The sequence below is a fragment of the Pseudomonas sp. NFPP02 genome, from assembly GCF_900119355.1.
Classification (GTDB): Bacteria; Pseudomonadota; Gammaproteobacteria; order Pseudomonadales; family Pseudomonadaceae; genus Aquipseudomonas; species Aquipseudomonas paracarnis.
Window position 1 is genome coordinate 74,325 of record NZ_FPJI01000018.1, and the last position, 12,630, is coordinate 86,954.

General features: G+C 58.5%; 11 protein-coding genes and 1 pseudogene. 6 read left to right on the forward strand and 6 right to left on the reverse strand.

Translation table 11 applies throughout. The annotated features are described in order from the left end of the window. Positions 1–104 precede the first annotated feature (104 nt). Positions 105–1,448, reverse strand: a complete 1,344-nt coding sequence (pssA, locus tag BT204_RS24900; protein ID WP_072448600.1) for a CDP-diacylglycerol--serine O-phosphatidyltransferase — start codon at positions 1,446–1,448, stop codon at positions 105–107. A 124-nt stretch (positions 1,449–1,572) separates the two neighbouring features. Here pssA and BT204_RS24905 point away from each other — a divergent pair, with 124 nt between their 5' ends. The 3 genes and pseudogenes from BT204_RS24905 to BT204_RS24915 all read left to right on the forward strand — a co-directional run. Next, positions 1,573–2,136 (forward strand): TetR/AcrR family transcriptional regulator, encoded by a 564-nt coding sequence (locus BT204_RS24905; protein WP_072448602.1) that lies wholly within the window; start codon positions 1,573–1,575, stop codon positions 2,134–2,136. A gap of 54 nt (positions 2,137–2,190) precedes the next feature. Beyond that, complete coding sequence (locus BT204_RS24910) at positions 2,191–2,670, forward strand: nuclear transport factor 2 family protein (RefSeq protein ID WP_072448604.1); 480 nt, start codon at positions 2,191–2,193, stop codon at positions 2,668–2,670. Between the two features lie 192 nt (positions 2,671–2,862). Then, positions 2,863–3,027, forward strand: a pseudogene (locus BT204_RS24915) (DUF1348 family protein); the annotation flags it as partial. A gap of 171 nt (positions 3,028–3,198) precedes the next feature. On the opposite strand, the gene BT204_RS24920 reads toward BT204_RS24915, so the two are convergent. Both BT204_RS24920 and BT204_RS24925 read right to left on the reverse strand, forming a co-directional pair. Then, entirely contained in the window at positions 3,199–4,356 is a 1,158-nt protein-coding gene (locus tag BT204_RS24920; RefSeq protein WP_057977286.1) for a PQQ-dependent sugar dehydrogenase, read from the reverse strand. 12 nt (positions 4,357–4,368) lie between these two features. Beyond that, the gene (locus tag BT204_RS24925; RefSeq protein WP_054921925.1) at positions 4,369–4,677 is read right to left on the reverse strand and encodes a hypothetical protein; all 309 of its coding nucleotides are present in this window, start codon (positions 4,675–4,677) and stop codon (positions 4,369–4,371) included. Positions 4,678–4,862: 185 nt separating this feature from the next. Between BT204_RS24925 and BT204_RS24930 the strand changes: the two genes are divergently transcribed. Together BT204_RS24930 and ligD are read left to right on the forward strand one after the other, a co-directional pair. Beyond that, a complete protein-coding gene (locus BT204_RS24930) occupies positions 4,863–5,702 on the forward strand; it encodes a non-homologous end joining protein Ku (protein ID WP_034127353.1) in 840 nt (279 codons plus the stop codon). A gap of 24 nt (positions 5,703–5,726) precedes the next feature. After that, positions 5,727–8,234: a DNA ligase D gene (gene ligD / locus BT204_RS24935; protein WP_072448605.1), complete on the forward strand. Its 2,508-nt coding sequence runs from the start codon at positions 5,727–5,729 to the stop codon at positions 8,232–8,234. A gap of 18 nt (positions 8,235–8,252) precedes the next feature. Here the strand turns inward: ligD and lpxO are convergent, their stop codons facing one another. Together lpxO and BT204_RS24945 are read right to left on the reverse strand one after the other, a co-directional pair. Next, positions 8,253–9,152, reverse strand: coding sequence for a lipid A hydroxylase LpxO (gene lpxO / locus BT204_RS24940; protein ID WP_014718362.1), 900 nt, complete (start codon positions 9,150–9,152; stop codon positions 8,253–8,255). A gap of 264 nt (positions 9,153–9,416) precedes the next feature. After that, complete coding sequence (locus tag BT204_RS24945; RefSeq protein WP_072448607.1) at positions 9,417–10,742, reverse strand: Wzz/FepE/Etk N-terminal domain-containing protein; 1,326 nt, start codon at positions 10,740–10,742, stop codon at positions 9,417–9,419. Positions 10,743–11,082: 340 nt separating this feature from the next. On the opposite strand from BT204_RS24945, the gene BT204_RS24950 reads away from it, so the two are divergent. Next, positions 11,083–11,469 (forward strand): TIGR03067 domain-containing protein, encoded by a 387-nt coding sequence (locus BT204_RS24950; protein ID WP_054921930.1) that lies wholly within the window; start codon positions 11,083–11,085, stop codon positions 11,467–11,469. Positions 11,470–11,787: 318 nt separating this feature from the next. On the opposite strand, the gene BT204_RS24955 is transcribed toward BT204_RS24950, so the two are convergent. Then, positions 11,788–12,600 carry a class I SAM-dependent methyltransferase gene (locus BT204_RS24955; protein WP_072448609.1) on the reverse strand — a complete coding sequence of 271 codons (813 nt, stop codon included), beginning with the start codon at positions 12,598–12,600 and terminating at the stop codon, positions 11,788–11,790. Positions 12,601–12,630: the final 30 nt, after the last annotated feature.

Consider the following 12,630-nt stretch of genomic DNA (forward strand, 5'->3'; position numbering starts at 1 on the left):
CCAATCAAGGGCAGAGTTCTCGTCCCTAAGAACCGTCGAGAAACAACGTAGCAACCAACACAAGCTATGCGAGTAGGTAAACTCCTAAGGCGGTGAAAACAGTCCTACAGAATACGGTACAGCAACCGCTCGATGCGCACTCGACTGACCCGGCGCAGGAACTTGCCCACCGCGGGTGGATAATCCACCAGCGTTTGCAACTGTTGGTAGCCCTCGATACGGGTTACGTGCTGGAAGATCTGGGCCAACTCGGTACGCCGCGGCGCTAGCCACTGCCCTTGTGGATCGTCGATCAGCAAGCCGTTTTCCAAATCGAGGCGAAACGCCCGAGGGTTGAGGTTGTTGCCGGTGAGCAAGGTGTAGCGCTCATCCACCCACATGCCCTTTAGATGGTAGGTGTTATCGCCGTCGCGCCATAAGTGCAGGTTCAACTGGCCGCTGTTGATCATCGGCTGATGCCGCTTGGCAAAGCGTCGCAGGCTGATCTCGTACAGGTACGGCAACGCCGCAATCACCTTGAAAGGTTCGGTGGGCGGAATGTAGAAATCGTTGGCGGTCTTGTCGCCCACCACGATGTCGATCTTCACACCGCGTGCCAGAGCGCGGTTGATCTCACGGGTCACCGGCAATGGGAGGTTGAAATACGGCGTGCAAATAGTCAGCTGCTGCTGGGCGCTGGCGATCAATTCGAGGATCACCCGGCTCAACGGGTTGTTCTTGCCGACGCCCAGCAATGGGCTGACCGACAGATGACCGTTGGGAAACTGGCCGGCCGTGGTGTCGTAGGCCGCATGCTTGAGACGGCTGCGCAGGTCGCCGATGTCGTTGCGCAGGCTGCGAGTGGTGGGCGGGTTCGGCAGGTCCAGGCGATGCACGGCCTTGGACGCCACCAGGCCGTGTTCCACCAGATGCTGCATCGAATCGGCCAAAGGTTGGCTATGGATCAGATGGTAACGGTCGAAGCGGTATTTATCGAACTTGTGCAGGTACACATTGTTCAGGCTGGCGCCGCTGTACAGCACGCTGTCATCGATCACGAAACCCTTGAGGTGCAACACGCCGAACAGCTCGCGGGTTTGCACCGGCACGCCGTACACCGGTACTTCGGTGGCGTGGCGCTGAGTCATCGCTTGGTACCAGGCGCTGTTGCCCGGTTGCTTGCCCGCGCCGATCAACCCGCGCTGGGCACGCAGCCAATCAACCATCACCACGATGTCCAGTTCGGGCCGTGCGGCCTTGGCGGCATGCAGCGCGTCGTAGATTTCCTGCCCCGCCTCATCCTGCTGCAAGTACAAGGCAACGATGTAGATACGCCGCGTGGCCTGGGCGATTTTCTCCAACAAGCAGCGACGGTAGGCGTCGGCGCTGGGCAGCACTTCAATGGCCTCGTTGGACAACGGGAAACCGCGCAGCTTGGGCAACAGGGAGCGTTTGAAGAACGACGGCATAGGGCTCGCAATGGGTCGAATCCGAAGAGGCCCAAAGCTTACACCATGAGGCTGCTCAGGTCTCGCAGTGGGCAATTCAAAAAACCGGTTGACCATGAAGAACGATCGTTCTACTGTGCGAAACATGAACGATATCACTCAGAATGAAACCCGCGACATCATCCTCGACGTCACCGAAAAATTGATCTATCGCCACGGCATTGCTGCCACCGGCATGGACTTACTGGTGAAAACCGCCGGGGTGTCGAGAAAGAGTATCTACCGCTACTTCGCCAACAAGGATGAGTTGGTGATTGCTGCCCTTCAACGCCGCGACGAGCGCTGGATGCAGTGGCTGCGCAGCGAAGTGGAACACAGCGACGACAGCGGCCAGCGCCTGCTGGAGCTGTTCAGCGCGCTCAAGCGCTGGTTCGGCTCGGCGGACTTTCGCGGCTGCGCCTTTATCAACACCAGCGGTGAAACCGGCGACGCCCAGGACCCGGTGCGCCTGTTGGCCAAGGCCCATAAACGCAAACTGTTCGATTACGCACTTGAACTGTGCCAAGCACATGGCACTCCCGACCCGGAGCAGCAGGCCGCGCAACTGCTGATCCTGATCGATGGTGCCATTACCGTCGCCCTGGTCATGGGTGATTCAACAGCTGCCGATAATGCGCAATGCATGGCGCGGACCTTACTGCAACTTTGAACTCACAGACCAGGCAACTTTCGACCCAACCTTAATTACTTTGAGGAGCCGCCCATGTCAGCCCAAGAAGACGTCCGTCCACCCCTGCCGCCGTTTACCCGCGATTCGGCCATCGAAAAAGTCCGCCTGGCGGAAGACGGCTGGAACTCCCGCGACCCACAACGCGTGTCTATGGCCTACACCCTGGATACGAACTGGCGCAACCGCGCCGAATTTGCCCATAACCGCGAAGAAGCCAAGCAGTTCCTGAGCCGCAAATGGGCCAAGGAGCTGGATTATCGACTGATCAAGGAATTGTGGGCCTTCACCGATAACCGCATCGCCGTGCGCTATGCCTATGAATGGCACGATGATTCGGGTAACTGGTTTCGCTCGTACGGCAATGAGAACTGGGAGTTCGATGAGAACGGCTTGATGGCCAACCGCTTTGCCTGCATCAACGATATGCCGATCAAAGAGAGCGAGCGCAAGTTCCATTGGCCGCTGGGGCGGCGCCCGGATGAGCATCCGGGCCTGTCAGAACTGGGGCTATAACCCCGATTCTGCAGACCGAATGAGATCCAATGTGGGAGCTGGCTTGCCTGCGAAAGCGGTGGTGCAGTAACAGATTCAGCGCCTGACACACCGCCTTCGCAGGCAAGCCAGCTCCCACACTTGGATCGCGGGGCATCAATTGGATCAGCGTCTGCTGTCAGCGCCCTCCCACACGTTTAGTCCTGATTCAGCCAGACCTACGGCAACGAAAGCTGGGAATTCGACGAGGACGGCTTGATGGCCAACCGCTTTGCCTGCATCAACGATATGCCGATCAAAGAGAGCGAACGCAAGTTCCATTGGCCGCTGGGGCGGCGCCCGGATGAGCATCCGGGCCTGTCAGAACTGGGGCTATAAACCCGATTCTGCAGACCGAATGAGATCCAATGTGGGAGCTGGCTTGCCTGCGAAAGCGGTGGTGCAGTAACAGATTCAGCGCCTGAAACACCGCCTTCGCAGGCAAGCCAGCTCCCACACTTGGATCGCAGGGCATCAATTGGATCAGCGTCTGCTACAGCCCCCACATTTCTAGTCCTGATTCAGCCCAACCCGATACAACACGCCGTCATCCTCATCGGTCAGCACATACAGAAAGCCATCCGGCCCCTGCCGCACATCGCGAATTCGCGCTTTCAATTCGCCCAACAAGCGTTCTTCGTGGATCACCTTGTCCCCCTCGAACTGCAACCGAATCAGCTCTTGGCTGGCCAGCGCGCCGATAAACAGGTTGTGCTGCCATGCCTTGAATCGGTCGGCGTCGTAGAACGCCATGCCACTGATGCCCGGCGATTTCTCCCAGACATGATGGGGCGCCACTGTGCCCTCTGCCGTTTTGCCCTTGGCTTCCGGAATCGGCAGCAGGGAATAGTTGATGCCATGGGTTGCCAACGGCCAACCGTAGTTCTTGCCGCGCTCGATGATATTGACTTCGTCGCCGCCACGGGGCCCGTGTTCATGTTCCCAGATCGTGCCGCTCCAGGGGTTCAGGGCCAGCCCCTGAGGGTTACGCTGCCCGTAGGACCAGATCTCCGGACGCACGCCGGGTTGACCGACGAAAGGGTTGTCGTCCGGCACGCGCCCATCCGGGTAGATGCGCACCACTTTACCTTGCAGCTTGTCCAGGTCCTGGGCCGTGGGGCGGTCGTTGTTCTCCCCGAGAGTCACGAACAGGTAGCCATCACGGTCGAAGGCCAAGCGCGAGCCAAAGTGGTTGCCAGTAGACAGCTTGGGCTCCTGGCGCAGTATCACCTTGAAGTCCTCCAAGCCGCTCAAGTCGGCCGCCAAACGCCCACGCCCTACGGCTGTGCCGGCCTTTCCACCCTCGCCGCCGCCTTCGGCGTACGACAGGTAAACCAGGCGGTCTTGCTTGAAGTCTGGCGACAGCACCACATCCAGCAACCCACCCTGCCCTTTGGCCCATACCTGCGGCACGCCCTTCAAGGGCGCAGACAGCTTGCCGTCCGGGCTCACAAAACGCAGGTTCCCAGGCAGTTCGGTCACCAGGAAACCTTGCTGGTCCGGCAAAAACGCCAGTGCCCACGGATGGTCAAGGCCCTTGGCAACCGGCGTGGCGGTGATGCTGCCTTGCTCGCTGGGGAACTGTTGGCTATCGGCGGCATACGCCGCGCTCAACGGCAGTAACGCGCTGGCGCACAGGGCGGCTAGCAGGGTTTTACTTACAAACATAAGGCGAAATCCTTAGCGGCGATTGCCGTTGGCATCATAGGTGGGCGCTTTGGGTACGGTGGCTGGTCGGCTGGGGGCCGCCTCCTGCTTGGGGTAGCGGTTGCCGATGCCGCCGTTTTCCAGCGTCGGCCGCGGGTTTGCCGGGACAGGCTGGATACTGCGAACCGCCGGTGCATTGGGCTGGGTGCCCTGCATGCTATTGGGGTTGGCCCGGTGAATAGGGCCGTAGTCGCTACGCCCTGGCAGATTTTGCGCCTGGGCCAATGGCGCAAGGGCCAGGCCCAGCGCCAATGCTGAAAGATGACGTACACAACGGTTCATGGCCAAACCTCTCTATGCCAAGTACTACGTGCTTTCGATAACACGCTACGCCGTGGGTTCGCGTTGTGACACTAAATAGTTTCTCATCAGGTGTAACACGATCTGTCCGAGCATCTATCCGCCGAAACTTTTGCCGTGCTCTGCGAGTCACCAGCACACAGGCTCTTCGTTGAGGAATAACACCTATGCCACGGGCAATCTGGAAAGGCGCCATCAGTTTCGGCTTGGTTCACATCCCGGTATCGCTGGTCTCGGCGACCTCTTCACAAGGCGTCGACTTCGACTGGCTGGACAAGCGCAGCATGGACCCGGTGGGCTATAAGCGCATCAACAAAACCACCGGCAAGGAAGTCACCAAGGACAATATCGTCAAGGGCGTGGCCTTTGAAAAAGGACGCTATGTGGTGCTCAGCGAAGACGAAATTCGCTCGGCACACCCCAAGTCCACCCAGACCATCGAAATCATCGCCTTCGTCGCCAGCGACCAGATCCCCCTGCAAAACATCGACACGCCTTACTTTCTCGCCCCGGATAAACGCGGCGGCAAGGTCTATGCACTGCTGCGCGAAGCGCTGAAAAAAACCGGCAAGGTCGCCCTGGCCAATGTGGTGCTGCACACCAAGCAGCATCTGGCTGCGTTGATGCCGCTGGAATCGGCCCTGGTGCTGGTCATGCTGCGCTGGCCCGCCGAAGTGCGCAGCCTGGATGAGTTGGAGTTGGGCAGCGATGTGACAAAGCCGACCCTGGCCAAAGGTGAATTGGACATGGCCAAGCGCCTGGTGGAAGACATGAGCGCCGATTGGCAGCCCGATGAATACCGTGACAGCTTCCAGGACAAGATCAGGGCGCTGGTGGCGAAGAAGGCCAAGGCCGGCAAGATCGAAGATGTGGAAACGGCCGAAGGCGGCGAAGAGCGAAAATCCGCGGATGTCATCGACCTGACGGAACTGCTCAAACGCAGCCTGGCGGGTAAACCTGCGGCGAAAAAGAGCGCCGCGAAAAAGTCCAATAACAAGGCCTCTTGAGCCTGCCATTGACGGGAGAACGACATGGCAAAGCCCCTGAGCGAGTACAACCGCAAGCGCGATTTCAAGATCACCGCCGAACCCGCCGGCAGCTCACCCGCCAGCAAACGTAACGCTTCGGCCCTGAGCTTTGTGATTCAAAAGCATGATGCGCGCAACCTGCACTATGACTTTCGCCTGGAACTGGATGGCGTGCTGTTGAGCTGGGCGGTGCCCAAGGGCCCAAGCCTGGACCCGAGCCAGAAACGCCTGGCGGTGCATGTTGAAGACCACCCACTGAGCTATGGCAGTTTCGAGGGCAGTATCCCCACCGGCCAATACGGTGCGGGGGATGTAATCGTGTGGGACCGAGGCATCTGGCAACCCCACGATGAGCCGCGCAAAGCCTACGCGGCGGGTAAACTCAAATTCACCCTGGTGGGTGAAAAACTCTCCGGTGACTGGGCGCTGGTACGTACCCGCCTCAAGGGCAGCGGTGACAAGGAACAATGGCTGTTGATCAAGGAAAACGATCAGCAGGCGCGCCCGGCCTCTGAGTTCGATATTGTCGAGGCCGAGCCCGCCAGCGTGCTCAGCGATGCGGTCGTGGGCAAGCCAAAAGCCAAGGCCAAGACCGCGCCAAAAGCCAAAGCGCCCAAGCGCAACGCTGCCCTGCCTGACGAGTTTGCCCCCCAACTGGCAACCTTGGTCGACCGCGCCCCCGAAGGTGATTGGCGTTACGAAATCAAGTTCGACGGCTACCGCATCATGGCGCGCATTCGCGACGGTGAAGTGCGCCTGTTCACCCGCAACGGCCACGACTGGACCGAGCGCCTGCCGCGTCAGTGCAAAGCCTTGCAAGCGCTCAAGCTCAAAGACAGTTGGCTGGATGGCGAAGTGGTCAGCCTCAATGGCGACGGGCTGCCGGATTTCCAGGCGCTGCAAAACGCATTCGATATCGGCCGCAGCCTGGACATCGTCTATTACCTGTTCGATGCACCCTTTTTGAATGGCCGCGACCAGCGCGAAGACCCGGTCGAAGAGCGTCGGGCTGCGCTTAAATCCGCACTGTCCGCCAGCCGAAGCAAACTGCTGCGCTTCTCCGAAGCCTTTGCCGCCAGCCAGCGCGATATTTTCGAGAGCGCCTGTGACCTGTCGCTCGAAGGCGTGATCGGCAAGCGCGCCGGCAGCCCCTACGTGTCGCGGCGCAGTGCCGACTGGATCAAGCTCAAATGCCGCCTGCGCCAGGAGTTCGTGATTGTCGGCTACACCCGCCCCCAAGGTTCGCGCAGCGGCTTTGGGGCGCTGCTGTTGGCGGTCAACGATGACACCGGCCTGGTATATGCCGGGCGCGTGGGCACGGGCTTTGATCAGGCGGCGCTGAAAACCATCTATGCCAAGCTTACGCCGCTCGAGCGCAAGGACTCGCCACTGCAAAAGCCATTGACCAGTGCCCAGGCCCGCGGCGTGCATTGGGTTGAGCCGAGTCTGGTAGGCGAAGTGCAATTTGCCGAATGGACCCGTGAAGGCGTGGTGCGCCAGGCTGCGTTTGTGAGCCTGCGCACCGACAAGCCAGCCTCGCAGATCATTCATGAACAGCCGCGCGCGGCCAAGTCGGTCAAGGCACCGCAAGCATCGAAAGCCGATAAAGCGCAGGCAACGGTGAAGAACGTGAAAATCACTCACCCCGAGCGCATTATCGACAAGCACAGCGACACGCAAAAACAGCAATTGGCACAGTTCTACACCGATATCAGCGAATGGATCCTGCCCTTTCTGCGCGCACGTGCCGTGTCCCTGCTGCGCGCGCCGGAAGGGATCGAAGGTGAGCAGTTCTTCCAGAAACACTCAGAGCGCATGGCAATACCCCACATCAAGCAATTGGACCCGGCGCTGGATCCAGGCCATGCGCGCCTGATGGAAATAGACAGCGTGGAAGCCCTGGTCGGCGCGGTGCAAATGGGTACGGTCGAGTTTCACACCTGGGGCGCTACCGCAGACAAGATTGAAACGCCCGACCTGTTCGTGCTCGATCTCGATCCGGACCCGGCCTTGCCCTGGAAAGCCATCCTGGAAGCGGCCCAACTGACTCTGTCGGTACTTGATGAGCTGGGCTTGCAGGCTTTCGTCAAAACCAGCGGCGGCAAGGGCCTGCACTTGATCGTGCCATTGGCCCGGCGCGATAACTGGGACACCGTCAAGGCATTCGCCAAAGCCATTGCCCAATTCATGACCCGCCAACTGCCCGAACGCTTTACCGCCACCAGTGGCCCCAAGAACCGCGTGGGCAAGATCTTTATCGATTACCTGCGTAACGCCCGCGGCGCCAGTACCGTGGCTGCGTATTCAGTGCGGGCACGCCCGGGCTTGCCAGTGTCGGTGCCGGTGAGTCGAGAGGAGTTGAAAGGATTGCGCGGCGCCCAACAGTGGACAGTGGCGAACCTGCACCAACGGTTGCAGGCCTTGAAGGACGACCCGTGGGCGGGGTATGCCAATCGGCAGAAGATCAGCAAAAAAATGTGGGACAAGTTGGGCGCGCAACCCCCTGGGTGATCCGCGCCCTGAGCCAGGTCAGATAAGAATGAAGATCAGCGCCAGACCGGCAAAGATCGCCCACTTTTCCAGGTAGTAGCGCGTGCGGTTGCGCTTTTTGAGCTCCTTGCCACGCAGGCGAATCTTGTACAGCCGGGTGAAGGCACGGTTGAGGCCGCCGGTCTTGTCACCCTCATCGTTGGGCGAACCTGCGGCCGCCATCACATTGCGGCTGAACCAACGATTGAACGCAGCCGCCCAGCGGTACTTCATCGGCCGTTCGATATCACAGAACAAAATGATGCGGTTCTGTTGGGTGGTGTTTTCCGCGTAGTGAATGTAGGTCTCGTCGAACATCACCGGCTCGCCGTCGCGCCAGTAATAGCTTTCGCCGTCCACGTTGATGTAGCAGCCTGGATCGTTAGGCGTATCCAGCCCCAGGTGATAGCGGTACGAGCCCGCATACGGGTCGCGGTGACGCACCAGCTTGGAGCCCGGAGGCAGTTCGGCGAACATCGCGGCCTTGATCGAGCCGATGCTTTGCACCAGCTCGGTGGTGCGTGGGCACAGCTTCATCGCCGAGGGGTGACTGTCGCCGTACCACTTGAGGTAGAAACGCTTCCAGCCGGTCTTGAAAAACGAGTTGAACCCTACGTCGTTGTATTGCTCCGAGCGTTTGATCTCACCCGCCCGCATCAGATTCTGGCCTTCTTCGCGGATCTCTTCCCAGTGCTCCTGCAATGGGCTCAGGTCTGGAAAGTCGCTGGGCGAAAGGTAGGGACGGCTGGGCTGCTTGGAGAACAGGTACAGGAAACAGTTGATCGGCGCCAGGAACGTCGAGTGATCACTAAGCTGGCGACCCAGCTTGTGTCGCACCCGACCACGCAGGTGTACATACGCAATGGAAGCAACGTAGAGAGCAACAATGATGAGTTTCAAGGGATTCGTCACACGTCAGGGAGAGAACAGGCTGCTCCTGCGGGCCCACAACGGCCGAGGATGGATAAGCAGCACCTGAAATCACAATTCACATACAGGTGACACGGCCGGCGGGATAACCGCCTGCGTGCGACCATTGGCAGTTATTTAGCCACACTTTGTAACCAAAGGTTAACTAAGAATTGTGAAAAGCTGTCTATTGAGCGTGCTGGGGGTAGGAGCAGGCAGGCCCTTGAGCCTGCCTGTTTGAGGGCGTTTGAAGGGTTAAAGCGGCGAATCTTTACCCTCGCGGCGATCCCCTAATGCCGTATAGGGCACGGCCTGAGTGCGGCTGCGAACGAAGTAGCGGATCAGCGCAATCATCAGGCCCAGCAGCAGACCTCCGACAAGGCTCAACGCGATAACCAGCGGCTTTTTCGGCTTGATCGGCGACAGAGGCTCCTGGGCTCGACGGTCAATGGTCACCAGCTTGAGGTTGCTCATATCGATATTCAAACCACGCAACCTGGCGACTTCAGCGCGAAGCGGCTCGACGTCCTGCAAGAAGATATCTTCATTGCCACGCTTGCGCAGTACCTCAACCTCGCGGTTGCTTTCCAACAGTTGCAAGTCTTTGCCGATCTCGGCAATGCGCGGGTTGGTGAAATCGTCGCTGGTACGCTGCTGCAATGCAGCGCGTTCGGCTTCCAGCGCCTCGGTCCCCATGAAATACAGCGGGATCTTCTGGTTGTTCACCTCGGTCCGCATGACCTGGCTCGAACCCGTGCGGGTGGAGTCGGCCATTGAGGACGGCGTTGTTGGTGTACGAATGCCCATGGACTTGGCAATGCTGATGGCTTCGGCCAACTCGGCGAGGCGGTTGGTGCGTTCCATCTTCATCTGCAGGCGCAGGGCGCTGAGTTCATCCTGCAGTTGGGCACGCTTGAGCCGGTCCGCTTCCAGGAGCTTGGCGATTTTCGATTCTTTATCGGTATCGTAGTTGGCGCGGGCGGCGTCGATCTTGCCCTTGAGCTCGCTCAAGCGGTTATTGACGATCACCTTGAGGTCAGCACCCACTTGCTGACGCTCGGCGGCAATGGCGTAGTCCACAAAACCGTTGAGGATCGCAACACCGTCGACGTCGGTCGGGTATTGCAGCTCCAGACGAATATAGCTGCTCAACGAATCGGATTTCTTCGGATCGGGCAAAATCAGATTGACGGAATTGCGGTTGAACGCCTCAAAGCTCTGTTCAAGGGTTTGCCCCGGTTTCTTGAACGCCTTGAACAACTCCTCATGATCCTTGAAGAACCCCAGGCGCGCATCATAAGAGTCCAACTGCGCGCCCACTTTGAGCAGCGCATCGGCAGGCGGCAACTTATACACTTCCGAACGGTTCAAGGCGTCTAGCTCGTTGATTGCAGCAGGCCGCAACACACTGCTGACTTCATAGGTCTTGGGTGCCAGGAAGGCATAACCTGCGCCTAATACCCCGGCCAGAAGCGTACACCCGATCACCAGCTTTTTTTGTCGCCAGATGGCGTGAAACAATTCAAATAAATCAATTTCATCAGACGCTGCGGAAGGCGGAAGCGGGGAAGTACGATTCAAAATAAGAACACCTTAAAATAATACTAAAAGGCCATCATTCTCAGAAGTCTAAAAGACTTCAAAAATCAGGGACAACGCCCTGGATACGGCAGACCAGTGGCGATGTGACCACTCAGTCCCCTGAAATATCCCACAAACTTAGGGATTATTTCGGTTTCATTTCGGTGAGTAAGCCAAATCACACAGCCATGTCAGACTGATCTGGCTGCAAGCGTAGTCAATCCAACATGAAAAAGCTGTCAAATACCTGTCTTATAAAGAAAAAAATTTCGCCTTCATGTGGGACAGTGGCAGCCTCAAGACAATTGAACATTTTTTTGAACAGCAATAAGGAGTTTGCATGTCACCGCTTTCAGCCTCGGACTTTCACGCACTGCAAGGCAAATGGGAACAAACAGCCCTTGAAGACAGTGGCGTGCTCAACCCCGTGGATGCTCACAGCGCACCGGGAGCAATGACGACAATTGCGGGGGATCGCTTCGAAGTGACCACGGTCAGTGGCGAAATATTATTGGCGGGGCGGTTCGTACTGGACGCCAGTACCACGCCCAAAAGCATCACCTGGACGGACGCCATCGGCGAAGATGCAGGCAAGCAACTCCCCGCCAGTTACCGGCTCGACGGCGATGATTTCGTGTTTATCGCAGCGGATGAGGGCATGCCCAGGCCCACCGTGTTCAGCACCGGCCCGGGGCAAACCATGCGCACCTTTGTGCGGCGGTCTTGATCAAATGTGGGAGCTGGCTTGCCTGCGATAGCAGTGGGTCAGTCAACTAATCTGTCACTGATACACCGCTATCGCAGGCAAGCCAGCTCCCACAGGTTGGAACGCGGGGCGTCAGGCAGATAGGCGGTGGCTGGCAGGCCGTTACGGGAGCAAGCTCCCTCGCCACAGGTGGACACATAAGACGTGATTATCCGATTTGATCACGGCATTTTCACAAGGCCTTCACTTTTCGACCTATAGGGTGAAGCCTACCTACTCCAGTGAATCCCTTGGCCCGCCTTCTCCTCGCGGGCCTTTTTTTGCGTGTGCAAACCTTGATCAGCCATCACGCCTGATCGCTGTCATGGTAAAGCACAGGGGCAGTTGCGCGGCCTGATGCTCATATTGATCGTAGAGCTCTTCCCGGTTGGAATGCGGGTATTCCTGAAAATGAGCAATCTGCAACTGCGCTGCGATAGCCCCGCTGACCACACTGCCCAGGGTATGTACATACCAATAGGAGGTCGGCCCGGGCCGCTCATCCTTCCCTTCATAGACAATTGCCTCCTGCAGCACAAAGGGTTCACGCTGGAAGTAAGAACTGGCGGGCAGCATAGGGTTGGCCCCACAGGGGTCAAACATCTCAAGAAAGGGATGGGTTTCGTACATGACCAACGTACCGCCGGGCTTCAGCACACTGGCAACCTGGCGCATGAACAACGCCACATCCGGCATCCAGCCCAGCACGCCGATGGTCACCAGGGCAATATCGAACCGTGCCTGCAAACGCTCGGGCAAATGGTGGATATCGGTCTCAATGAACTCAGGGCTGTGTGGCGAGGCCTCGGCCAACTCCCGCGCCTGTTCAAGAAACGCCCGGGATTGATCAACCCCCACCACCGAACGGGCGCCCAAGCCATACAACGAAAGGCTTTCGCGTCCGTTGTTGCAGCACAATTGCACCACGTCCTTGCCCACCACGCCGACCTCTTGCAGCAAGGTGGTGATGGTCGGGTCAAGGCAGGAAAAATCAGGCTCGGCTACCGAATCCAGCAGTGCCGCCCAGGTCGCGGTGTCTTTATGCAACCCGGCGGATTCGTCCCAGGCATTTCTATTGCTGGCGATCGCCTCTTGCGCTGAGGGCATGTCCATTGCTTCTCCAGAAATTCATTCCAGTGGGCT